Origin of the sequence: Halobacteroides halobius DSM 5150 (genome assembly GCF_000328625.1) — a bacterium.
Taxonomy (GTDB): Bacteria; Bacillota; Halanaerobiia; order Halobacteroidales; family Halobacteroidaceae; genus Halobacteroides; species Halobacteroides halobius.
In genome coordinates, this window is record NC_019978.1 from 1,202,060 (window position 1) to 1,226,465 (window position 24,406).

The following is a 24,406-nucleotide window of genomic DNA, read 5'->3' on the forward strand; positions in this document are numbered from 1 at the left end:
AATCACAGATGATTTTATTTTTTCTTAATGATTCTTTCTCAGCATTTGATAGTTTGTGGTCTAATAGTAACGACCGAATTTGAGTATGACAAGAATGGAAATAAAACAGATATTATCTTCCCTAATGGGAATCAGATTTCTTATGGTTATAATGCTCTGAACCGACTAGATAGTATCTATTATAATAGTGTCCAAAAATGGGATTTAGCTTATGATCGGAATGGTAATTTAACTTCTGTAACTGATAATGACACAGCAGAGACTACAACTTATAGCTATGATAAGAATAATAGATTAACAAGTCAGCAGGAAGGTTCAACGAATAGTATCGATTATAGCTATGATGATAATGGTAGTCTAACTTCCTTGACTATAACAGCAGATTCTACTACAGTGACTAATGGTTATGATTATAATCCACTTAATCAATTAGTAGGTCTGACTAGAAATAGTAGTGATTTAGAGGAATTTGTCTATGATGAAGATGGTAATCTAATTGCCATAGTACGTTATAATGAAACCTATACTTCACTAGAGTATGATGATGCTAATCGCTTAACAGCTATCAGAAATTATGATGCTAATGGTGACTTACTTGATAAGTACGAGTACAGTTATGATGCTAATGGAAATCGAACTAGTGTTACTACTACCGCAGGAACTATTAGCTATCAATATGATGATTTAAATCGACTGACTCAAGAAACACTACTAGATGGCACTATTATCTCCTATGAATATGATGCTGTAGGTAACAGAACGAAGAAGATAGTAGATGATGGGACTGTAACAACGACTGACTATAGTTATGATGCAGCTAATCAGCTGACAGCAGTAGATGGACAAGCTTACTCTTATGATGATAATGGTAGCTTGCTAGATAATGGCGAAAATGGTTTTGTCTACAACGAGAAGAATCGCTTAATTGAGGTTAAAGACTCTTCAAATCAGACTCTTGCTAGTTTCACTTATAATCACAAAGGCAAGAGAAAGAGTAAGACTACTGCTAGTGGAACAGTCTACTATCATTATAATAAAGAGGGTAAGTTAACTCACGAAACAGATGAGAATAATAATATCATAAGAGAATACACCTATGATGCGCAAGGAAATCCGGCGACAATGACGCAGAATGGCGAGACTTATTATTATCATGCCAATGGCCACGGAGATGTAATGAGTTTAACAGATAGTAATGGTGCTGTGGTAGCCGAGTACGAGTATGACGCATGGGGAGATATAAACTATCAATCAGAGAATGAGTTAAGTGTAAGATAGAGATTACTATAAGGAAAAGACTATCAATGATCACGGAGAGTTTTGGGCTTTAAAACTCGTAGGGTAATATTATTAGTCAAGGTGGAACAATGGCTGCTGAGAACCCACATCGTTATGCTGGGTATTACTATGATGAATCTACAGGGCTATATTATCTAAATGCTCGGTACTATGATGCTGAGATTGGGAGGTTTATTACTAGAGATACTTTCCAAGGTTTTGAAGATAATCCACAGTCCTTAAATAAGTATGCTTATTGTCAAGGTAATCCAGTGATGAATGTTGACCCGAGTGGACATTTGCCTTGGGGATTAGGTTTGAATTGGGCTGCTCTGGGTCTAGCTGTAGGAGCAGCTATTTCTGGAGGTTGGTGGGCAACGGCTGGTACCGTATTAGGTGGTATTATTCTTGCCCAAAGTTTTATGATTGGTTACTACGGAAAAGGATTAAGAGGATGGCAGTTAGCTAATTATATTTGGTTAGATGCAGCAACACTAATCCCTGGGAATGCAGGAACATTCTTTACTTTTTCTGCTGGGGCAGCAATGACTGTTTTTAATACACTAAAGTATATTGTTATTAATGCCAGTAAGGAGCATTCCTGTTAGGTTTAAATATGACATTCGACAAAAAAAGAACTCCTTGGTATAATTTTGGTTGCAGACACCAAATACCAAGGAGGCCGACAAATGAATTATACCCAAAATAAGAAGATTAAGCAAATTAAATCGACAACTTTAGTAATTGGAATTGATATTGCCAAGAAGCAACATGTAGCGAGAGCCCAAAACTATCGGGGGATTGAATATGATAAACCATTAAAATTTAAGAATACTCAGAATGGTTTAGAAAGACTTTTAAATTGGATTAAGAAAGTTAAAATAGAAAATGAGAAAGAAGAAGTAGTTATAGGAATGGAGCCAACAGGTCATTATTGGCTAAATATAGCTCAATTCATCACAGAAGAAGAAATAAAACTAGTACTAGTAAATCCTCATCATGTAAAGAAATCGAAAGAGTTAGATGATAATAATCCAACAAAGAATGATGTTAAAGATGCCAAAGTAATAGCTCAATTGGTTAAAGATGGTCGCTTTTCTGAACCAAATATTCCTGAAGGAATTTATGCGGAAATGAGAGTAGCTATGACGCATAAAGAAAAGCTAACGCAAGATTTAACCAGAGTGAAAAACAGAGTAATGCGTTGGTTAGATATATATTTTCCAGAATTTAATGAAGTATTTAAAGATTGGACTGGAAAAGCAGCGTTAGCTACTTTAAAATATTTTCCTTATCCAGATCAGATAGCTAAGATGGAAGCAGAAGAAATAGTAGCTAAATGGCGAGAAGAAGGTATTAAAAGAGGTGTGGGAATAAAGAGAGCTAAGAAGTTAAAAAAGGCAGCTGTGAGGTCAATAGGTGTAACCGAAGGATTTAAGATGGGGAAAGAAGAGATTAGCTATCATATAAAACAATATTGTTTTATAAACGAAGAGTTAGAAGTTTTAATGGAGAAAGTAGAAAAGTTGTTAGAAAAGATACCTGGGGTTGAAAAAATGCTGACAGTAGATGGAGTAGGAGTTAAAACAATAGCAGGTTTCATCTCAGAAGTAGGTGATTTGTGGGATTATGAACATCCAAAGCAAATTATAAGTTTGGCGGGTTTAAACTTAAAAGAAAATAGCTCAGGTAAGCATAAGGGGGAAACCAAAATAACAAAGCGAGGACGTCCCAAATTAAGAGCTTTATTGTATAGGGTAGCAATGCCTCTGGTGGCACAGAATGATGAATTTAGACAATTGCATAAATATTATACTACTCGTCGTGAAAACCCGCTTAAGAAAAAACAATCTCTGATAGTTTTGTGTTGTAAATTAATCCGAGTTCTTTTTACATTAGGTAGAAAGCAAGTAGAATACGATGGGAAAAAGATGTTGAATGATATTAAAAGACCTAATGTGAAGAATGCTGCTTAAAGGTAAGTAAATCAAATTTATATATTGGTTCTTTTAGCTTTATTCATTATAGGAATTGTACTTTAATAAACGAAGCCAGGAGAAGCTGGAAAGAATTTTTCCATAAGGGCATGACCCAGTTAAGGAGCATATCCAGCCTCCACCCATGGACAGGTAGAACGAAGGAATTTAGGGGCGTAGACCCTGCGAGATATGGGAGGTTAAACTGCCATGGTATTTGTGGAGATCTAATTTGGCGACCATATTTAAAAATGCTAAATTCTCTTTTAGGTATAGTTTATCAAAGATATTCCAAATATTTATTTATCTTCAATTAATATCTATTTGTCTAATGGAAAAATGTTTATTAAAAACTCAAATTCTAAGAATGAGTGAGTATAAGAGAGCTAGTTTAACTTACAAGAGGGAGGAGACAAAAATGAAAGAGCAAACGATTGCAATTACAATGGGAGACCCAGCTGGAATTGGCCCAGAAATAGTTGTTAAAGCTTTAAATGACAGTAGCATTCAAAAAAAGGCGAAGTTAATTTTAATTGGTGATAAAAAGACTTTAGAACAGGCATTAGAGATAACAGAAGTTGGTTTAGACATAAATATTATTCAAAAAATAGGAGATTATAAAAAAGAGGTAATTAATTTAATTGATTTGGCAAATGTTAAAGTTGATAAATTAGAGATAGGTACTATTCAGGGAATGTGTGGTCAGGCTGCTTACGAATATATTAAAGAGGCTAGTCGGTTAGCTTTAGCCGGCAAGGTAGACGCTATTGCAACAGGGCCAATTAATAAAGAATCACTTAAAGCAGGAGGAGTAGATTATATTGGTCATACTGAAATGTTAGCAGATTTAACTAATACTAGAGATCCATTAACTATGTTTCAAGTTTTTAATTTAAGAGTATTCTTTCTTTCTCGTCATGTCTCGCTTAAGAAAGCTTGTGAACTTGTTACCAAGGAAAGGTTAATAGATTATATTGAACGAAGCTACCAAGCTTTAGAGCGATTAGGAGTTAAAGATGGTAAATTTGCTATAGCAGCTTTAAATCCCCATGGAGGAGAGCATGGTTTGTTTGGTTATGAAGAAGTAGACCAAGTAGTACCTGCTATTGAAGAAGCACGGCAAAAAGGTTATAATATAGTGGGGCCTATTCCAGCTGATTCAGTCTTTCATCAGGCATTAAATGGCAAGTATGATGCAGTTTTATCCTTATATCATGATCAAGGTCATATTGCTACTAAGATGGTAGATTTTGAGCGGACCATTTCAATCACTAATAGTCTACCTTTCTTAAGAACATCTGTTGATCACGGGACTGCTTTTGATATAGCAGGAAAAAATAAAGCAAGTGCTGTCAGTATGGAAGAGGCTATTAGACTTGCTATAAAGTATGCATCTAGTTTTAATAATTGATTTACAGGAGGAGTAAATTATGGAAAATTTAATAATACCAGGACAAGTTCAAAGTGATTATCAAGCTGGTAAGATATCCGAAGAAGTATATCAGATGTTATGTCTTATCTTTGCCAAATTTTTAGAGGAAGAGTTTACTGTGTCTGATTTATTAGAGCAGGGTACAGTTAATGAAGTTAAAACTAATGAACTACTAGATCAAATAGTAGAGACGGGTTATATTACAAAAGTTAACAGTGCTCAACAGATTTATCAGGTTAAAGAATTTTATCAAGAAGGGGTTAAGTTGGCCTTGGCCCAAATGGAAGAGTAAATAATAAAATCTTCCTTGATTTTTACTCTTTAAATTAATATACTTATATATATAACCTAAAAATAGTCAAGTTGAGAGGAGATGAGATGAGTGAAGTTGAGAAAATTTATTGAAGCAGGTTTATTGTTGGCAGGAGGTTTTGTGTTACATCAGATTATGCCGCCATTGATAGCAGGGATGAAGCCTGATATGAGTCTATTAATGTTATTTGTTGTTATTTTGTTATATCCAGAACGTGATTTAGTATTAGTTTCTGGTTTGGCTGCAGGGATGATTTCAGCTTTAACTACTACTTTTCCTGGGGGCCAAGTTGCTAATATGATTGATAAGCCCTTGACTGCTTTTACTGTGCTAGGAATAGTTTTATTAGCAGAAAAGCTGACAGTTTTAAAGCAATTTAAGTTAAGATTAGGACTGATTGGGGCTCTAGGAACTATGGTTAGTGGAAGTCTGTTTTTAGGTACGGCTTCTTTAATTGTTGCTCTACCGCAGTCTTTTGCAGCTTTATTTACAGCAGTAGTTTTACCGGCAACTTTAGCCAATACAGTAGGTTTATATTTTGTCTATCCAGTGGTAGCTAAGATAAAAGAACAACTGCCAACAACTGAAGTGGTTTCTAATGATAAAGCAGCCTAATAGCTGCTTTATTTTTTCTGAGATTATTAGCAAAATCTCTTATAAAATTAGAGAAATAGAATAAAATAGTTTAGGGATCTTCAGCTCAGCTATCTTTAGCTGAGCTGATTTATGTAAGGAGGAAAAAAATGGATTTAACTGTAGCATTAAATGAAAGACAACGTCAAGCAGTCGAAACAACGGAAGGGGCAGTGTTAGTATTAGCAGGAGCCGGTAGTGGAAAGACGAGAGCTTTAACTTATCGGATTGCTTATTTAATCGAGCAAGGAGTTGATCCTTATAATATTTTAACATTGACCTTTACTAATAAGGCTGCTGAGGATATGGAGCAAAAGGTTAAAAAATTGATAGGTGATCAGATATCTAATATGTATTTAGGAACTTTTCATAGTGTTTGTGTTAGGATTTTAAGCCAGAATTTAGAGCCTTTAGGATATGAATCGGGTTTTGTAATCTATGACCAAAGTGAGACTAAAGCTTTAGTCTCTGATATTATTGTTACCTTTGATTTGGATAAAGAAAAGTATGACCCTCAATCTATCTGTAGAATCATTAATAAAGCTAAGCAAAATTTATGGACTACAGAAGAATTAATAGATTATTATGAGGATACAGATTTTTATCAAAATATTGCTGAGATTTATGTTAAGTATAACGAAGCTTTACAAGATAATAATGCCTTTGATTTTAATGATTTAATTGGAAAAACGATTGAATTATTTGAAGAAAACGAGGAAATTTTAGAGAAATATCAAGAGCGATTTAAATATGTACTAATTGATGAATATCAGGACACCTCACCTGTCCAATATCAACTAGCTAGAATGTTATCACGAAAACATAATAATATCTTTGCGGTTGGAGATGATTACCAAAGTATCTATAAATTTCGGGGAGCAGATATGAGTAATATTCTTGACTTTAGTACCGATTTTGCTGATTGTAAGGTAATTAAACTAGAAAGAAATTACCGGTGTAAAGCCAATATCATTGAAGCTTCTAATGCGGTTATTGAACACAATTATAACCAATCTGATAAACAGGCTTGGACTGATAATGAACCAGGAGAACCAATTGTAATTGCTGAGGCTAGTGATGAGTATGGTGAAGCTGATTACATAGTTGATGAAATTAATAATTTAGTTAGATTTACAGGATATGATTATAGTGATATTGCTATTTTATACCGTTCTAACCACCAATCTAGAGTTTTGGAGGAGGCTTTTGTTAAACAAAGGATCCCTTATTATATTGTAGGTGGTTTAGGCTTTTATGATCGTAAGGAGATTAAGGATATTATCAGTTATTTAAAAGTTGCAGTTAACCCCCAAGATACAGTAGCTTTAAAAAGAATTGTTAATACCCCTAAAAGAGGTTTAGGGCCTAGGACAATAGATAAATTAATCAATCATGCCCAAGAGCATGTCCCTGAATTTGATCTCTTTAGTTTTGCGCAAGAGGATAATACATTAGGTTTATTTGATGTTATGCAAGAGCCTACTCAAGTTTCAGGAATTGGCAAGAAAAAAGCAGCTAAGGTCAGGCAGTTCCATGAGACTTTAGAGCAACTTATAGCTGTAAAAGAATCCGATTTATCATTACCACAGCAGGTAGATCAGATTTTAAAAAAGAGTGGTTACCAAGCAATGTTAGAGTTAGATACTTCTGAAAATGCTCAGACTAGATTAGAGAATATCAATGAATTTTTAGCTCTAACAAATAATTATTACCAAAAAAATAAGAGTAGAGATTTAGAAGACTTTCTAAGAGATTTAAGGTTGTTCTCCGATCAGGATGATTTAAATGAAGCTAATCAAGTAAAGATGATGACAGTTCATGCTGCTAAAGGGTTAGAGTTTCCAGTTGTTTTTGTAGTGGGGGTAGAAGAAGAAATTTTTCCTCATTATCGAAGTATTACAACAGGAGAGAGAGAGGATATAGAAGAAGAAAGAAGGTTATGTTATGTAGCTATGACTCGAGCTGAGGATAGGTTATTTATGAGTTATGCTCGTGAAAGAAAGAAGTATGGAGAAACCCAAGAGATGATTCCTTCTCGTTTCTTAGATGAGTTACCCCGAGAGGTTGTTTTAGAAAAATATCATGATTTAGGTTTTTAAATTTGTAGTTGTATAATATAAATTAGATTGAGTCACCTTAATTATAGGGAGGTGGGGTCAATCGAACAAACTTTAGTACTAATTAAACCAGATGGAGTATCAGATGGTAAAATAGGACAAGTAATTAAACGTTTTGAAGATAAAGGTTTACAGCTGCAAGGGATGAAGATGATATGGTTAGATGAAGCTTTAGCTACTAAACATTATCAACAGCATCAAGGTAAGAAATTTTTTGAACGGTTAATCTCATATATTACAGCCGCTCCAGTAGTAGCTTTGGTTTTAGCTGGAGAATCTGCTATTAAAGTAGTTAGAAATTTAGTAGGCACTACTAATCCAGCTAAAGCTAAGCCAGGTACTATCAGAGGGGATTTAGCTATTAGTTTAGAACACGGGAATATTATCCATGCTTCTGATAGCCGAGAAACAGCAGCTAAGGAAATTGAATTATTTTTTGCTAGTGAAGAAATTTTTACTTATTAAAGCGTGTTTAACACGCTTTTTTATTTATTGACCAATTGACAAATCAAGGAAATGACTGATATAATGAGCCAAACTAAGTTATAAACTTAAGTGAGGGGTATTATTTTTATCCTAAATTAATATACATATATAAAGCAATAAAGGGGTTGGTTTTAATGATTAAGGAAGGTGATTTAGTCTATCTTAAGGGCCAACTTGATGGGATAACTTATAAGGTAAAGCATATTACAAAAGATAAAAGGGTAACTTTGGAATTAGTAGACTTACCCTTAACTACAATAGTGCCCCTCACTAAATTAGTCAAGTTTAAATAAGGAGGCTAACTATGTCGAAGCAAGATCAAGCACTTAAATTACATCAAGAACACCAAGGTAAGATCAAGGTAGAGAGTAAATTTAAGATTGAGACTAAGGAGGATTTATCTTTAGCCTATACTCCTGGAGTAGCTAAACCTTGTCAAGAGATTGAACAAGATCACAAGAAGGTCTATGATTATACGGCTAAAGGTAATCTAGTGGCAGTAGTATCTGATGGTACGGCAGTTTTAGGTTTAGGTGATATTGGCCCTGCAGCTTCTTTACCAGTAATGGAGGGTAAAGCTGTTTTATTTAAAGAATTCGCTGGAGTTGATGCTTTTCCGATTTGCCTTAATACTACTGATCCTGATGAAATTGTAGAAACAGTGATCAGAATGGCTCCTACCTTTGGAGGGGTTAATTTAGAGGATATTTCTGCTCCTAGATGTATAGAAATAGAAGAAGCCCTAAAAGAAGAATTAGATATTCCTGTCTTTCATGATGATCAACATGGTACAGCTATTGTCGTTTTGGCAGGTTTGATTAATGGTGCTAAATATGTAGCTAAAGAATTAACTGATCTAAATGTTGTGATTAATGGGGCAGGAGCTGCTGGATTAGCAATTGCTAATTTATTATTAGAAGTAGGGATTGAGAATATCACTTTAGTAGATAAGTTTGGGGCCTTGGCCCCAGGGGTAGAAGAGATGAATTGGGCCCAAGCTGAATTAGCTACTAAGACAAATCCCGACCAAAAGACTGGAGAGTTAGCTAAGATAATGAAGGGCCAAGATGTCTTTATTGGTGTCTCAGCTCCTAACTTATTAAACCAAAAGATGGTAGCAAGTATGGCTGCTGATCCTATTATATTTGCTTTAGCTAATCCAACGCCGGAGATAGACCCAAATCTGGCTAAGCAAGCAGGAGCAAAAGTAGTAGCTACTGGCCGCTCAGATTATCCTAATCAGGTTAATAATTTATTGGCCTTTCCAGGTGTTTTTAAAGGCGCTTTAGCAGTACAGGCTAAAGAGATTACTAATCAAATGAAGATTTCAGCTAGTTATGCTGTAGCTGATTTGATTTCTGAAGAAGAATTAGCTAGTGATTATATAATTCCTGCTCCGTTTAATGAACAGGTAGTTAATCGAGTAGCTTTAGAAGTAGCTCAGGAAGCTATGAAGTCTAATTTAGCTAAGAAGGAAGTAGAAATTGATAAACTAAAGAAATTATTCAAATAAAAAGAAAAAAGCAAGGACTTTAAAGTCCTTGCTTTATAAATTAATATGCTCGTTCTACTTTACCTGCTTTTAGGCAGGAAGTACAAACTCTAACCCGTTTTGGGCTACCATCAACGATAGCTTTAACTTTTTGTAAGTTAGGTTTTTGAACTTTTTTAGAACGGTTTGTAACATTACGTCCTACTCCACCTTTTTTCTTAGCTTTACCTCTACGTGGTACTTGATTACCACGATTAGAGCCTTTACCGCAAATTTCACAGCATTTAGCCATTGATAAGTACCTCCTTATATATACAAATTATTATTCTCAGTTCCACTTAGATATTTTAACATAAATGATATGTGATTAGCAAGGGTAATTTTGTATTTTTATTATTGAAAGAAGGAGTTTATTGTAGTTTATTGAATAATATCCAAAGTAGGAGGTATAAAGATGAAAGTAACAAAAGAGACTTCTATTTTAAAATTATTAGCTAAAAATCCTAAAGCTAAAGAGATTTTAGCTAAATATAATTTAGGATGTGCCGAGTGTTTAGGAGCTATGGTTGATGATTTAGAATCAGCTGCTAAAGCTAATGATGTAGAGGTTGAAAAATTAATTGAAGAGTTAAATAAGTTAGGGGAGGAATAGGAATGACAGCCCAAAAGTTGACTAATGATTTAGGGACAGTTAATATGTCAAAAGAGGTTATTGCAGTGATGGCTGGTTTAGCTGCTGTAGAATGTTATGGTCTGGTAGGTATGGCAGGGCAAGGAATTCAAGACGGGATTGCTGAGATATTAGGAAGTCAACATTTAGCTAAAGGAATTGAAGTTAAAGTTGTAAAGGATGGAATTAGAGTTGATTTATATATTATAGTAGAGTATGGTATTAAAATTTCAGAAGTAGCTAATAATGTAATGGATAGAGTTAAATATGTATTAGAAAACCAGGCTGGAGTAAAGGTTAGTCAGGTAAATATTAATGTACAAGGAGTGAGGCTCGATCATGTTGAATGAGCAATTAGACCAGGAAGTCGAAGAAGCAGATGCACTAGAATTTAAGCAGATGTTAATTACAGCAACTAAATCTTTAGAAAAAGCTAAAACTGAGATCAATGATTTGAATATCTTTCCTGTACCTGATGGCGATACAGGAAGTAATATGTATGCTACTATCTCTAATGCAGTAAATGAAGCCCAAAAGATAAAAGAAGATTCTGTAGGTAGTGTAGCTGATAAGCTAGCTACAGGAGCATTAATGGGGGCTAGAGGTAATTCAGGAGTTATTTTATCTCAATTGTTAAAAGGATTAGCGGATGGAGTTGGTGATGTTGAGGTTTTAACAGCTGATGAATTAGCAGATGGATTAGAACAGGCAGCTGAGGTAGCTTATCAAGCTGTAATGAAGCCTGTAGAGGGAACTATTTTAACAGTTGCTAGAGAAGTTGGAGCAAGAGCTCAAGAGCTAAAAGGTCAGGTTGACCTGTTAGAATTATTAGTTGAAGTTGTTAATCAAGCTCAAGAAAGTGTAGCTAAGACTCCAGAGTTGTTAGATGATTTAAAAGAAGCTGGAGTTGTTGATGCAGGAGGCAGGGGTTATCAAATCTTTTTGGAAGGATTATTATCTGGTTTAACAACGGATAATTTCACAAGAGATTATTCTTCATCAACTTCGTCTCAGAAACAAACATCTACTACTAGTCAAGAAGGATATGGTTATTGTACAGAGTTTATTGTTAAGGATTCAACGATTGAAGTAGATCAATTTAGAGAAAAAATTGCAGGTTATGGAGATTCTTTATTAGTAGTTCAAGCTGAAGATATACTAAAGGTTCATATTCATACAGCTCATCCAGGCCAGGTTTTAGAAGTTGGAATTAATTATGGAGAATTAACTAATATTAAGATTGATAATATGTCTAGACAACACCAAGAAAGAATGAACTTAGAAGAACAAGAGCAAGAAAGAGAGCAAGAAGAAACTGATCAATTAGCAGTCTTATCTGTGGCAGCTGGAGCAGGGTTGAGTGATATTTTTAAGAATTTAGGGGTTGATTATGTAGTTCAAGGTGGCCAATCAATGAATCCTAGTACTCAGGATTTATTAGAAGGAATTAAGAAGATTAATAGTCAAGAAATTATTATTTTACCTAATAATAAAAATGTTATTTCTACAGCAGAGCAAGTACAAGAATTATCTGATAAGCAAATTAAAGTGATTTCTAGTCGCAATCTGCCCCAAGGTATAGCTGCAATGATGTCTTTTAATCCCCAAGGAGATTTAGAAGAGACTACTAATAATATGACAGAAGAATTAGAATTTGTAAAAACAGGTCAAGTAACTTATGCAGTTAGAGATACTCAGATTAATGATTTAGAGATTGAAGAAGGTGATATTTTAGGATTACTCGAAGGCGATATTAAGGTAACAAGTGATAATTATAATCAAGCTACTCTTGATTTAATAAATAAATTAATTACAGAAGAAGATACTTTGCTTACTATCTATGTAGGAGAGGAAGTTACTGATGATAAAAAGGAAGAATTAGATCAATTATTACAGGAGAACTATCCTCAAGTTGATATTGAAATTTATAATGGTGGGCAACCGATTTATTATTATATTATTTCTGTAGAGTAGGAGTGATAAGAATGGCTAAAATAGCAGTAGTAACAGATAGTACAGCTGATTTAACTAGTAATCAATTACAGGAGTATGATATAACAAGGGTTCCTTTACAAGTCATGATAGCTGACCAGGAGTACCAAGACTGGGTAGAGATTAATCCTGACCAGTTTTTAAAAAAATTAGAGGTTAGTGACCACTTGCCTACTACGTCTCAACCACCAGTGGGGAGATTTGTTAAAGTTTATGAGGAATTAGCTAAAGAGTATGATCATATCATTTCACTGCATGTATCAACCCAATTAAGTGGTACAATTAAGGCAGCTCAATTAGCTGCCGATATGGTTGAAGAAGTAGAAATTAAAGTTATAGATTCTGAAACTGTTAGTATTTCTTTAGGGATAATGGCTATTGAAGTAGCTAAAAAAGTAAAAGAAGGAACTAAATTAGGTAAGATTATTAAGTTTATTGATCGAATTAAGGAGCAAGTTGGAATCTATTTTACAGTAGATGATTTAGATTACTTAGAGCAGGGGGGAAGAATTGGTAAAGCAGCAGCCTTTTTAGGTAATCTATTTAAAGTTCGTCCCCTTATGACCGTTGAAGATGGAGAAGTTGCACCTTATAAAAAGGTCAGGGGAGAAAAAAGATTATATCGAGTCTTTAAAGAAGTTATAGATGGTAAGTTAGATAATAAAAAGGGCCAAAAGTTAGTGATCCTATATAGTAAATATCAAGATAAAGCAAAGCAATTAGAAGAGATCTTAACAAATGAGTTTGCTTGGCGAGAGGTTGAAGTAAGAAAGCTTGGCCCAGTAATTGGAAGTCACGTAGGCCCGACTGCTTTTGGAGCTGCTATTTATAAGTAGGAGAGTGACGTAACCTATGAATAAAACAAAGAAAATCTTTGCTACATTAATTAAACCATTACCAATTGAAATCAAGTCTAAAGGATTAAATACTTCAGTAATAGGTGGTTTTGATAAGTATGTTTTAAGTTGGAGTCGTAAACTAAAAGAAGAGTCTAGTAATAAAAAAGTTATAAAATTAACCAAAGAATTAATTGATATAGTTTCTAATTATGGACGAGCAACAATTGATGATCGCAGAAGGAAACTAAAAAAAATAATAAATTTAATTAATCAATTAGCTATAGAAATAGATGGTGCTAAGATTTTTAAGATACAAGATAATAATTTAGTAAAGATAGAAAAAGAAAAGAAGACTAAAGAATCTTCTCTTCAACAACTACCTGACTTTTGGCAACAATCAGTTCAGTATATTAAAGGAGTAGGAGAGTATAGGGCAAAGAAATTTAAAGGTCTAAATGTAGAAAATATTAATGATTTACTTTATTATCTACCTCGTGATTATAATGATTGGAGTCAATTAGAAAAAATAACAAATCTAAAAAGTGGGATGAAGGTAACAGTCCAAGGAAAAGTAACGGAGATTAAACAGATTAAGCCGAGAAAAGGTTTAAGAATTATTAAGATAGGTATTACTGATGGTACTGGAATCTTATATGGAGTCTGGTTTAACCAAGGTTATATTAAAAAACAGTTTAATAAGGGAGATATTATTTTATTTAGTGGGGAAGTAAAGTATAATTATGGTCAATTAGAGATTAATAATCCTCATTATGAAGAAATTGATGGGGAGAGTTTACATACTAATAGAATAGTTCCTATTTATCCTACGACTAAAGGACTTAACCAAAAGCAGGTTCGTAAGATTGTCAAAAGAGTATTAGATCAATATAGAGCTAAAGTACCTGAGTTTTTACCTGAATTTATATTAGATAAGTATTCATTTCCATGTTTGCAAGAAGCTTTAGGACAAGTCCATTTTCCTGATTCTAAAAAAGATTTAAAGTTGGCTAGAAGAAGATTTGCTTATGAAGAATTATTTATTTTACAATTAGGTCTGGCGTTAAGAAAGACAGAAGTTCAAGAAAAAGTGCTAGGACTTAAACATGATCAAAATAATCAATTGGTTAATCAATTTTTAACCTCTCTACCCTTTGAATTAACTGCAGCTCAAAGTAGAGTCTGGCAAGATATTAAAGGAGATATGGAATCTACTTATCAAATGAATCGCCTCTTACAAGGTGATGTAGGAGCTGGGAAGACAGTAATAGCTACCCTTGGTTTGTTAAAAACTGTACAATCTGGTTGGCAAGGTGCTTTGATGGCTCCTACTGAGATCTTAGCCGAGCAACATTTTTTAGGTTTAGAAGAAGATTTAGAGTCATTAGGGATTACAATAAAGTTATTAGTAGGTAGTTTAACTGCTAAGGAAAAGAGAGAAGTAATAGCAGAGATTGAAAGTGGAGCAGTAGATATAGTAATTGGGACTCATGCTTTAATTCAGCAAGGGATTAATTTTGCTCAATTAGGTTTAGTAATTGTCGATGAGCAGCATCGTTTTGGGGTTAGACAGCGGGCTACTTTACAGGAAAAAGGGGATAACCCAGATGTATTAGTGATGACTGCTACTCCTATTCCTAGAACTTTAGCTTTAACAGTTTATGGTGATTTAGATGTTTCAGTAATTGATGAATTACCTCCAGGACGAAAGCCAGTAGTTACAGAGTGGAGAACTAAACAAGCTAGAGATAAAATTTATTCTTTTGTTCAGGATGAGATTAAAGAGGGTAGGCAAGCCTATATTGTTTGTCCTTTAGTTGAAGAATCAGAAAAATTAGATCTTGAATCTGCTGTTGAGATGTTTGAGCAACTAGAGGATGTCTTTCCTGATTTAGAATTGGGATTATTACATGGTCAAATGAAGGCTGATAAAAAGGAAGCAGTTATGGAAGAGTTTAGAATAGGGAAAAAAGATATTTTAATTTCTACAACTGTAATTGAGGTAGGAGTTAATGTTCCCAATGCTACACTGATGATTATTGAGGATGCCCAAAGGTTTGGTTTGGCCCAGTTGCATCAATTAAGAGGTCGGGTTGGACGAGGAGAAAAGCAGTCTTATTGTATTTTAATAGCTGATCCTAATACTCAAGAGGGTAAAGAAAGAATGAAGATTATGACTAAAACTAATGATGGGTTTAAAATTGCTGAAGAGGATCTTCATTTAAGAGGGCCAGGTGAATTTTTTGGTACTAGACAACATGGTATGCCTGATTTAAAAGTAGCAGATATTTTAAGAGACCAAGATTTATTAGAAGTAGCTCGAGAAGATGCTTTTAAATTAGTAAGAAAGGACCCTCAATTAGAAGAAAGTAACCATAAGTTATTAAGGCAATTTTTAACAGAAAGTTTTGATTATGATTTAGACTTAATTGATATAAGCTAATAAGTATAGTTAACTTGTATAATTGGAGGGGTAAGATGAGAATTATTGCCGGAAAAAATAAAGGAAAGAGATTAAAGTCACTTGATAGAAGAGATGTGAGACCTACAAGTGATAGAACTAAAGAAGCATTATTTAATATATTAGGACCTGATGTTGTTGGAACTAGGTGTTTGGATTTATATGCTGGATTTGGTGGTCTTGGTATTGAAGCAATTAGTAGAGGGGCCAATGAAGTTACATTTATAGAACAGAACAAACAAATTGCTAAAACGATAGACCAGAATATAGCATCAGTTAGTTATCAAGACCAAAGTAAAGTTATTGTTGATGATGTATTGAAAGCTTTAAGGCGGTTAAGGGGGCATTTTGAGTTAATCTTTATGGATCCTCCTTATAAAGAAATAGAGCTATATACCAAGACATTAGACAGAATTAGTCAGTATAATTTATTGCATCCGACAGGGATTATAATTGTAGAACATCAAGCTAAAGCTGATTTAGATTGGCCTGCAGATTATGTTGTAATTAAGGAGCGTAATTATGGCAAGTCAACATTAACTTTATTAAGAGGAGCGAGTGATAATGGCTAAGGTAGCAGTTTATCCTGGCAGTTTTGACCCAGTAACCACAGGTCATTTAGATATTATTAGACGTACTAGTAATATTTTTGATGAAGTAATTGTAGCAGTTTTTGTTAATCCTAATAAGAATCCTTTATTTACTAGAGAAGAAAGAGTTGAGATGCTAGAAGAGGTACTTAAAGATTTTAATAATGTTATGGTTGATGATTTTGCTGGATTATTAACTGAGTATTTAAAAGAACAAGATGGTGATGTGATTGTTAGAGGATTACGGGCTGTATCTGATTTTGAATCAGAATTTCAGATGGCTTCGATGAATAAGAAGTTGGCCCCGGAGATTGAAACATTATTTATGATGACTAATACTAAATATGCTTATTTAAGTTCTAGTGCTGTCAAAGAAGTAGCTAGTTTTGGGGGCTGTATTGAGGAGTTAGTTCCTGAATATGTGATTGATAAATTAATTAAACGTTTAAAAAAAGAAGATAAAATGGTAACAGAAGAGGATAGAAATTAAGGCACGGAATATCGTGCCTTTTTTATTTAAAATGATGAAAAGAAATAACTTTAAGCTGTTTTATAATATAGAAGGTTAAAGAAATAAAGGTAAGGAAGCCAAAGAGTAAGATTAATCCAATTGACATATGTGCTAAATAATCAAGATAACCTAGGGAAAAGCCAGTGCTTTGAGTACTAATTACTGGTATAGTTAGTCGAGATGAAATAGCATTTAAGGGATCAAATAAGAAGTAAGTTAAGGCCCCTGCTAAGATGGCATGTAAAATTCGGGCAAAAAAATAAAGCTTAAGTTTAATATCTGTTCCTTTAACCATAGCTACAACTTGGGCATGAACTGAAAGTCCACTCCAGGCAATAATAGCACTGGTAATGATCACTTGTTGGTTTAATGGAGCATTGGCTTGACTGGCTAGATAGGAACCATTGGTAAGTTCGAATAATCCACTTATGATAGGTGAAATAAGTGCTTGATTAAAGCCAAGAGGTTCTAAGATAAAAGTTAGAATAAAAGCAATGAGCTGATTAAAACCAACTAAGTATAGTATTTTAGTTACTACTGAAAAGAAGATAATAAAGCCCCCAACGGTAAGTAAAGTCTTTACGGACTCTTCAATAGAATCTCCAAGTAATTGCCCAAAAGGGCGGCCATCTTTTTTACGAGCATTATAGAGTTCATTAAAAGCATAGGAAATAATATTCTCTTGTTGGGGACTAGAATTATCAGTTTTGGGAGTAGCATTGGGCTTATAAAATCTAAGTACAAAACCTACAATTAAACAAGAAGCATAATGGGCCAAGCTTAAAATAGCCCCTAATTGAGGGTTTGAAAACATCCCTACTGCTACAGCTCCAATCATAAATAATGGGTCAGCAGTATTAGCAAATGAAACTAATCTTTCTCCTTCTGTTTTAGTACATAATCCTTCCCGGCGCAAATTGCCAGTGATCTTGGCCCCAATCGGATATCCAGAAGCCAGTCCAATAGCTACTGCAAAGGCACCTACTCCTGGTATTCTAAATAATGGGCGCATTAAAGGCTCAAGTAGTGCTCCCATAAAATGTACAACCCCTAGTCCCATTAATATTTCTGCTACAATAAAGAAAGGTAGTAAAGCAGGAAATACAATCTCCCACCAAGTCTCTAATCCATCAATTGCAGAGTTAAAAGCTGGTTCAGAGAAAACAATTAAAGCTACAGTAAATAAGATGGCGATAAGTGCTTTTAAATTTATTAGCTTTTTATTCATTAAGTTCCCTCCCTTATTAAAATAGTGCTTAATTAATACTATTTAATTTTTATAGAGAATATGACTTTATATCTTTTAATGTATCAAATAAGATTTTAAACATTTTATTATCTGGATATTTGAATATAATCTTATTTTATGGTATATTAATAATAAGTTAGGTTATATTAATGAATAGTACATATGAAATTAGAAAAGGTAGTTGAATCAGGAGGGTAAATCTATGGCAAAAAAAATTGTAGTAATCGGTGGTGTAGCTGGAGGAGCAAGTGCTGCAGCTAAAGCTAGACGAGAAGATGAAGAAGCAGAGGTTATTGTGTTTGAAGAAGGTAAGTATCCATCATTTGCAAATTGTGGACTTCCTTATTATGTAGGAGGGACAATTGAAGATCGTTCTTCTCTTTTACAAGTAAGTCCGCAGCGATTTGATAATTGGTTCGGGATTGATGTACGGGTTGAACACCAAGTGACCGAGATTGACCGAGAAGCTAAAAAAGTATCTGTAACGAATAAGCAAACTAAAGAAGAATTTAAAGAAAGTTATGATAAATTAATTATTGCTACTGGAGCTAGGGCCAGTAAACCACCAGTTCCAGGAATTGATTTAGATAAGATATTTACTTTAAAGACAATCCCTGATGCTGATGCAATTGTTGAGCAATTAGAGGCATCTCCAACAAGTGCAGTAGTCGTCGGAGCGGGATATATTGGGATAGAAGCGACTGAGGAGTTAGCAAAGAGAGGCTTAGATGTAACACTGATAGAAATGCAAGATCAAATTCTTCCAATATTAGATAAAGAATTAACTACTCCACTAACAAATCATCTACAAAAGAAAGGCATTAATGTTTTGTTAGAAGAGAAAGTAGGTAAATTTGAAGAGCAAGAAAAAATAACTATCTCTTTACAGAGTGGTCAAAAGTTAAAAACTGATTTTGTAGTTATAGCTACAGGAGCAATTCCTAGATTAGGTTTAGTTGAAGATGCTGGATTAAAAGTAGGAAAAGAAGGGGTAGTAGTTAACGAATGGATGCAAACAAGTGATCCTGATATTTATGCAGCAGGGGATATTACAGAAAGTAAACACTTAGTTACTAATGATAGAATAAATATCCCTTTAGCTGGCCCAGCTAATAAACAAGGGCGGATAGCAGGTGCTCATGCAGCAGGTAGGAAGAATAAGGAGTTTGCTGGTGTATTAGGTACAAATATCATCAAAGTCTGTGATTGGACTGCTGGCGGAACTGGATTAACTGAAGATGATTGTAAAAAAGAAGATATTAATTATTATACAGTTTATACACCTAAAAATAATCATGCCGGATATTATCCAGGGGCAGAAAAATTAATTGTAAAGATAATTATAGAAGAAGAAACTGGCAGGTTATTAGGAGGACAAGTAGTTGGTAAAGAAGGTGTAGATAAACAAATAGATGTTTTAGCCACTGCTTTATCTGCCCAGATGACAGTAGAGGATTTAGAAGATTTAGATCTAGCTTATGCTCCTCCTTATTCCTCAGCTAAATCACCAACAATTATGGCTGGTATGATAGCAGCAGATGTTTTACGAGGAGAAATGGAGATAATTAATCCGCAAGATTTAAAGGCAACATTAAATAATAACGAAGAAATTCAACTAGTGGATGTTAGAACTAAACCAGAATATGAAGCTGGATCTATTGGAGATGCTAAATTAATACCACTTAGTGATTTAAGAGAAGAAGTAGATAAATTAGACCCTCAAAAGAGAACAGTAATTTATTGTGCAGTAGGTTATCGTGGCTACTTAGCTTATAAGATACTAAAGCAAAATGGATTTAAAGAAGTAGAAAACTTAACAGGTGGTATAACAGCTTGGAATTTATTATAAAAATATTAACTATTATAAAAGGGCTCCTGTAAAGGAGCTCTTTTATTTTAAGGGTGGTACACTTGTTATTTGGTCACTTATTACTATAAAATCTAAGTTCTGTTGATAAAAATTCAATTATAAGAATAAGGTTAAATATAACTTTTACAAAAGGAGTGACCGTATGATTATTCAACTGCGGGGTGGAAAGATTTATATCTGGTTAATAATCATTTATTTATTTTTTTGGGCCCCTAAACAATTAGAATTAGTCCAAAGTCCTCAACCTTTAGCTTCTCAAAGAGTAATAGTAATTGATCCTGGTCATGGAGGAATAGATGGAGGAACAAGTTATAATGAGGTACTAGAGAAGAATATTAATTTAGAGATTGGACTTAAACTAAAAAAATATTTAGAAACTAAAAATAATCTTAAAGTGGTTATGACCAGAGAAGAGGATACAGCACTAGATCATCTAAATAACTATTCTAGTAGTCGCCATATAAGAGATTTAAGAGCTAGAATAGATATTATTAATCAATAGGAAGTAGATATATTTATTAGTTTACATGTTGATCATAGAGCTGGGCAAACTAAAATGAGAGGGCCAACTGTTCTTTATCATTCTCGTCATCCCCAAAATAAGATTTTAGCTAAGACGTTACAAAAATATCTTAACAAGATAGAATATTCTAATCTTGAGCCTGTTAATCATGCTCCTCAAGAGAGAAAGAATCTTTATATCTTAAAAGCCAAAAAAACTCCAGGAGTTATTGTTGAAGTAGGATTTATTACTAATGATTTAGATAGAAGATTACTGTTAAAAGAAGCATATCAAGAGATATTGGTTCAGGCAATTTATAAGGGAATAGAAGAATATTTTTCAGGCTTTAAATTTATTTAAATAATGTAAACTTTCTATTAGAAATTTGGAAACTTATAGAAAAAAGAATAAACCTTTAACCTGATACATATAACTTTAGATGTATTTAGGGAGGGAAAATATGATTATTTTAATTAAGTTAAAAAGAAGATTACTTATATTATTAAGTGTAGTTTTTTTACTATCTTGTGCAATTGGAGTAGGATTATATATAAAGAGTAGTAAAGATCCTACTGTAGCTGTAACCAATAATACACAAGATATAGTAACCAACAAGATAAACCGGATATTTAAAATCCGAACTAAAGCATTATTAGAAAATAATAAAAAGAGATTGGCTAATTTATACAATCGAAAGACTAAAACTGGAATCTGGGCTTATGAACATGAGCTTAAGAGAATGAATTATCTACACCAGTGGGCAACTAAACAAGGGGTTAAATTTAAAGCAATTAAACCGCAGATTGTTATTAAACGTATAAAAAAGAAGAATGAAGATATTACAGTAAATTTAACAGTTTCTACAGAATATAAATATGCTTATCAAAATGCACCACAACAAGTTAATTCTTTTAGAACGGGCACTTATCATTCTTTGGATTTAGAAAATTATAAAAAAGAATTATCTATTACTAAAGAGTGGTATAGAGATCCTTTAGCAAGTTCCCTAAGTCTAACTAAAATCGAAAAAATAAGACAATTAATTCTTGCTAAGAAACCTAAAGATTTATCAACTTTAAATCAGAGGAGAGTTAAAGCAATAAAGTATGTAGATCAATATTGTGGTGCTGCTAGTCCACCTAAGTACGGTTTTAATTATAATTCTAAGTATAAAAATTATAACTATCAGGGAGGAGATTGTGCCAATTTTGCCTCCCAAATGTTATATGAAGGGGCAGGATTTAGAAAAAATCGAATTTGGAATTATAGACAAGGTAAGGGGACTAGAGCTTGGCTAAATGCTAAGGCCTTTAATAGCTATATGCTAAATAGTGGTAGAGCTTCATTAATTGCTCGTGGTAGTTATAGTAAGGTACTAAAAACTTCCTATAAATTATTACCGGGAGATTATATAGCTTACGAAAAGAAAGGAGAAGTTGCCCATATATCTGTAGTAAGTGGTATAGATTCTAAAGGTTATATTTTAGTAAACTCTCATAATGCAGACCGCCATAGGGTTCCTTGGGATTTAGGCTGGAGTAATAAAGGAGTTAAGTTTTGGTTAGTACATGTAAATTATTAATGTTAATAATTTTATATTTTTTAGTTACTTGGTCACTTATGAATATATATTTAATTGACTTTTGATAATAAGTATGTTATATTGTATAATGTTTTAATAGATTAAAGTAATAAATAATGAAAGGAGATCTTAATGAATCCAGTATTAATATCAGTATTAACAATGATTATATTAAGTTTAGCTAATTTGAATGTTATTTTAGCTTTATTGGTTGCAGCAATTGTAGGAGGAGTAACGGGTGGATTAACTATAACTAAAACAATGAATACTTTAATTGAAGGAATGGGGGCCAATACAGACATAGCTTTGAGTTATATTCTATTAGGAGCACTAGCAGTTGCAGTCCAACAGACTGGAGTTGTATCTTTATTGAGTAATAAATTAAATAAAGTTGTGGGAAAAAGAAGGAAGTTTTTTATATTATCTATTGCAGCTTTTGCTTGTTTATCGCAAAATTTAATTCCAGTTCATATTGCTTTTATTCCTATTTTGATTCCACCATTATTGAAACTATTTAATAAGTTAAAGATTGATAGAAGAGCAGTAGCTTCCGCATTAACTTTTGGTCTCCAGGCACCTTATATGGCAATTCCAGCCGGATTTGGGCTTATTTTTCATAAGATTATTAGAGATCAAATGGCTGCTAATGGAATGAAGGTTAATTTAAACCAAATTGCTAGTGTAATTTGGATACCTGTATTAGGAATGGCAATTGGCTTATTAGTAGCAATCTTTGTAACTTATAATAATAAACGAGAATATAACTTTAATTTAGCTCAACAGCAAGTAGCAGCTACTAGTGAAGAGGTAACTAGTTGGAGCTTAAAACATACTCTTGCTTTAGTAGCATTAGCTACGGCGTTAATTATCCAGCTAACTATTAATTCTTTACCACTAGGAGCATTAGTTGGATTAGTTATTATGGTTAGCTCAGGTAGTATCAAGTGGGAAGAATTAGATGATGTAGTTAAAGCAGGAGTCAATATGATGGGAGTTATTGCTTTTGTAATGTTAGTTGCAGCTGGATATGGCGATGTAATTAGGGCTACTGGAGGAGTAGAGACTATTGTTCAGTCAGTAACTACTTTAATTGGTGGTAGTCAAGTATTAGGAGCATTACTTATGTTAGCAGTTGGCTTGGTAGTAACAATGGGAATTGGAACATCATTTGGAACAATCCCTATTATTGCAGTTATTTATGTTCCTTTAGCTCAATCACTAGGTTTTAGTCCTTTAGCTACAATTATCTTAGTTGGTACTGCTGGAGCATTAGGAGATGCTGGTTCCCCTGCTTCGGATAGTACTTTAGGGCCCACTTCTGGATTAAATGCTGATGGACAACATGATCATATTTGGGATACTTGTGTGCCAACTTTCTTACACTATAATATTCCCTTGATTTTATTTGCTTGGTTAGGAGCTTTAGTTCTATAATAAAATTAAGAAATAGTAGAGTGCATTGTGCTCTACTATTTTTATTTTTTGTAGAAAATTTATTTTTATGAAGGAATTTTATTTTTTATCTATAAATTAATAAAATAGGTATGATGTCTAACAACAACATAGTTTTATTAAAAAACCTTAAAGTTTCATACAATAAAAAGGTAGAATAATTTAAGGAGGAATTTATTTATGCCAATTCATATTGAAGCTAAAGCAGAAGAAGTAGCAGATATTGTTTTATTACCAGGTAATCCCCAACGAGCAGAGTATATGGCTCAGAAATTTCTAGATGATCCTCAATTATATACTGATTATCGAGAGATGTATGGGTATACTGGAACTTTTAATGGAGTTGAAGTTTCAATTCAAACTACTGGAATGGGAGTTCCTTCAATTGGAATTATGTTAGAGGAACTTAAGATGTTAGGAGCTAAAACTTTAATTAGAGTAGGAACTAGTGGTGCTTTAACTGAGGATTTAGACCAGGCAGACCTAATCATTGGTCAATCAGCTGCTACAGTGGGTACGACAATTAATCAACTAGACCAGGATATTACCTTGGCCCCAGGTGCAGATTTTGAATTAATTAAGAATTTATATGATAGTGCAGTTAATTTAGATATGCCAGTTCATGTCGGCCAAATTGCTACTTCTGATTATTTTTATGGTAAGACTGATGATTATACTGAACAATTGAAGAGATTAGCAGATCGTGGTGTTTTAGCAGTAGAAATGGAGACTGCAGCTTTATATAATATTGCTGCTAAGTATGGTTTAAGAGCTGCAACTGTGCTTACTGTATCTGATCATGTATTCTCCCAGGTTAGAGCAGATAAAGAAAAGATTCAACAGGGTGTAGATCGGATGACAGAAATGGTACTAGATACAGTAACTAAATTATATGGTTAATTTATAAAGTAAATAGACTAAAAGAGGAGTAAGCATCTTAAGATGCTTACTCCTCTTTTATATT

The 24,406-nt window shown here is 33.5% G+C and carries 23 protein-coding genes and 1 pseudogene; 22 read left to right on the forward strand and 2 right to left on the reverse strand.

Going from position 1 to position 24,406, the window contains the following annotated elements:
• Positions 1-27: 27 nt before the first annotated feature.
• From HALHA_RS05860 to HALHA_RS05900, 10 genes are all read left to right on the forward strand, one after another.
• Entirely contained in the window at positions 28-1,278 is a 1,251-nt protein-coding gene (locus tag HALHA_RS05860) for an RHS repeat domain-containing protein (protein WP_015326863.1), read from the forward strand.
• A gap of 89 nt (positions 1,279-1,367) precedes the next feature.
• A complete protein-coding gene (locus tag HALHA_RS13620) occupies positions 1,368-1,886 on the forward strand; it encodes an RHS repeat-associated core domain-containing protein (protein ID WP_015326864.1) in 519 nt (172 codons plus the stop codon).
• An 81-nt stretch (positions 1,887-1,967) separates the two neighbouring features.
• Positions 1,968-3,254 carry an IS110 family RNA-guided transposase gene (locus HALHA_RS05870; RefSeq protein WP_015326059.1) on the forward strand — a complete coding sequence of 429 codons (1,287 nt, stop codon included), beginning with the start codon at positions 1,968-1,970 and terminating at the stop codon, positions 3,252-3,254.
• 418 nt (positions 3,255-3,672) lie between these two features.
• Entirely contained in the window at positions 3,673-4,665 is a 993-nt protein-coding gene (gene pdxA / locus HALHA_RS05875; RefSeq protein ID WP_015326865.1) for a 4-hydroxythreonine-4-phosphate dehydrogenase PdxA, read from the forward strand.
• A gap of 19 nt (positions 4,666-4,684) precedes the next feature.
• On the forward strand, positions 4,685-4,978 hold the full coding sequence (locus HALHA_RS05880; RefSeq protein ID WP_015326866.1) for a hypothetical protein: 294 nt from the start codon (positions 4,685-4,687) through the stop codon (positions 4,976-4,978).
• 90 nt (positions 4,979-5,068) lie between these two features.
• Positions 5,069-5,614 (forward strand): tryptophan transporter, encoded by a 546-nt coding sequence (locus tag HALHA_RS05885; protein WP_015326867.1) that lies wholly within the window; start codon positions 5,069-5,071, stop codon positions 5,612-5,614.
• A 128-nt stretch (positions 5,615-5,742) separates the two neighbouring features.
• Positions 5,743-7,731 (forward strand): ATP-dependent helicase, encoded by a 1,989-nt coding sequence (locus tag HALHA_RS05890; protein ID WP_015326868.1) that lies wholly within the window; start codon positions 5,743-5,745, stop codon positions 7,729-7,731.
• Positions 7,732-7,782: 51 nt separating this feature from the next.
• Positions 7,783-8,214, forward strand: a complete 432-nt coding sequence (ndk, locus tag HALHA_RS05895) for a nucleoside-diphosphate kinase (RefSeq protein ID WP_015326869.1) — start codon at positions 7,783-7,785, stop codon at positions 8,212-8,214.
• A 155-nt stretch (positions 8,215-8,369) separates the two neighbouring features.
• A complete protein-coding gene (locus HALHA_RS13455; protein WP_015326870.1) occupies positions 8,370-8,528 on the forward strand; it encodes a hypothetical protein in 159 nt (52 codons plus the stop codon).
• A gap of 11 nt (positions 8,529-8,539) precedes the next feature.
• Positions 8,540-9,748, forward strand: coding sequence for an NAD(P)-dependent malic enzyme (locus HALHA_RS05900; RefSeq protein ID WP_015326871.1), 1,209 nt, complete (start codon positions 8,540-8,542; stop codon positions 9,746-9,748).
• Between the two features lie 40 nt (positions 9,749-9,788).
• Here the strand turns inward: HALHA_RS05900 and rpmB are convergent, their stop codons facing one another.
• On the reverse strand, positions 9,789-10,019 hold the full coding sequence (rpmB, locus tag HALHA_RS05905; protein ID WP_015326872.1) for a 50S ribosomal protein L28: 231 nt from the start codon (positions 10,017-10,019) through the stop codon (positions 9,789-9,791).
• A gap of 162 nt (positions 10,020-10,181) precedes the next feature.
• On the opposite strand from rpmB, the gene HALHA_RS05910 reads away from it, so the two are divergent.
• From HALHA_RS05910 to coaD, 7 genes are read left to right on the forward strand one after another with little or no spacing between them, the layout of a single operon-like run.
• Positions 10,182-10,379, forward strand: coding sequence for a DUF1858 domain-containing protein (locus HALHA_RS05910; protein ID WP_015326873.1), 198 nt, complete (start codon positions 10,182-10,184; stop codon positions 10,377-10,379).
• A 2-nt stretch (positions 10,380-10,381) separates the two neighbouring features.
• Complete coding sequence (locus HALHA_RS05915; protein WP_015326874.1) at positions 10,382-10,747, forward strand: Asp23/Gls24 family envelope stress response protein; 366 nt, start codon at positions 10,382-10,384, stop codon at positions 10,745-10,747.
• The gene (locus HALHA_RS05920) at positions 10,737-12,371 is read left to right on the forward strand and encodes a DAK2 domain-containing protein (protein ID WP_015326875.1); all 1,635 of its coding nucleotides are present in this window, start codon (positions 10,737-10,739) and stop codon (positions 12,369-12,371) included. The genes HALHA_RS05915 and HALHA_RS05920 overlap by 11 nt, the downstream gene beginning before the upstream one ends.
• An 11-nt stretch (positions 12,372-12,382) precedes the next feature.
• A complete protein-coding gene (locus HALHA_RS05925) occupies positions 12,383-13,225 on the forward strand; it encodes a DegV family protein (RefSeq protein WP_015326876.1) in 843 nt (280 codons plus the stop codon).
• A 16-nt stretch (positions 13,226-13,241) separates the two neighbouring features.
• On the forward strand, positions 13,242-15,668 hold the full coding sequence (recG, locus tag HALHA_RS05930; protein ID WP_015326877.1) for an ATP-dependent DNA helicase RecG: 2,427 nt from the start codon (positions 13,242-13,244) through the stop codon (positions 15,666-15,668).
• A gap of 35 nt (positions 15,669-15,703) precedes the next feature.
• Positions 15,704-16,258: a 16S rRNA (guanine(966)-N(2))-methyltransferase RsmD gene (gene rsmD, locus HALHA_RS05935; RefSeq protein WP_015326878.1), complete on the forward strand. Its 555-nt coding sequence runs from the start codon at positions 15,704-15,706 to the stop codon at positions 16,256-16,258.
• On the forward strand, positions 16,251-16,766 hold the full coding sequence (gene coaD / locus HALHA_RS05940; RefSeq protein WP_015326879.1) for a pantetheine-phosphate adenylyltransferase: 516 nt from the start codon (positions 16,251-16,253) through the stop codon (positions 16,764-16,766). The genes rsmD and coaD overlap by 8 nt, the downstream gene beginning before the upstream one ends.
• Positions 16,767-16,788: 22 nt before the next feature.
• Here the strand turns inward: coaD and ylbJ are convergent, their stop codons facing one another.
• Positions 16,789-18,015, reverse strand: a complete 1,227-nt coding sequence (gene ylbJ / locus HALHA_RS05945) for a sporulation integral membrane protein YlbJ (protein WP_015326880.1) — start codon at positions 18,013-18,015, stop codon at positions 16,789-16,791.
• A 223-nt stretch (positions 18,016-18,238) separates the two neighbouring features.
• Here ylbJ and HALHA_RS05950 point away from each other — a divergent pair, with 223 nt between their 5' ends.
• The 5 genes and pseudogenes from HALHA_RS05950 (at position 18,239) to HALHA_RS05970 (ending at position 24,342) form a co-directional block, all read left to right on the forward strand.
• Entirely contained in the window at positions 18,239-19,885 is a 1,647-nt protein-coding gene (locus HALHA_RS05950; protein ID WP_015326881.1) for an FAD-dependent oxidoreductase, read from the forward strand.
• Between the two features lie 163 nt (positions 19,886-20,048).
• A pseudogene (locus HALHA_RS13700) lies at positions 20,049-20,768 on the forward strand (N-acetylmuramoyl-L-alanine amidase family protein).
• A 100-nt stretch (positions 20,769-20,868) separates the two neighbouring features.
• Positions 20,869-21,990 carry an amidase domain-containing protein gene (locus HALHA_RS05960; protein WP_015326882.1) on the forward strand — a complete coding sequence of 374 codons (1,122 nt, stop codon included), beginning with the start codon at positions 20,869-20,871 and terminating at the stop codon, positions 21,988-21,990.
• 132 nt (positions 21,991-22,122) lie between these two features.
• Entirely contained in the window at positions 22,123-23,424 is a 1,302-nt protein-coding gene (locus HALHA_RS05965) for a Na+/H+ antiporter family protein (protein WP_015326883.1), read from the forward strand.
• A gap of 198 nt (positions 23,425-23,622) precedes the next feature.
• Entirely contained in the window at positions 23,623-24,342 is a 720-nt protein-coding gene (locus HALHA_RS05970; protein ID WP_015326884.1) for a DeoD-type purine-nucleoside phosphorylase, read from the forward strand.
• Positions 24,343-24,406 lie beyond the last annotated feature (64 nt).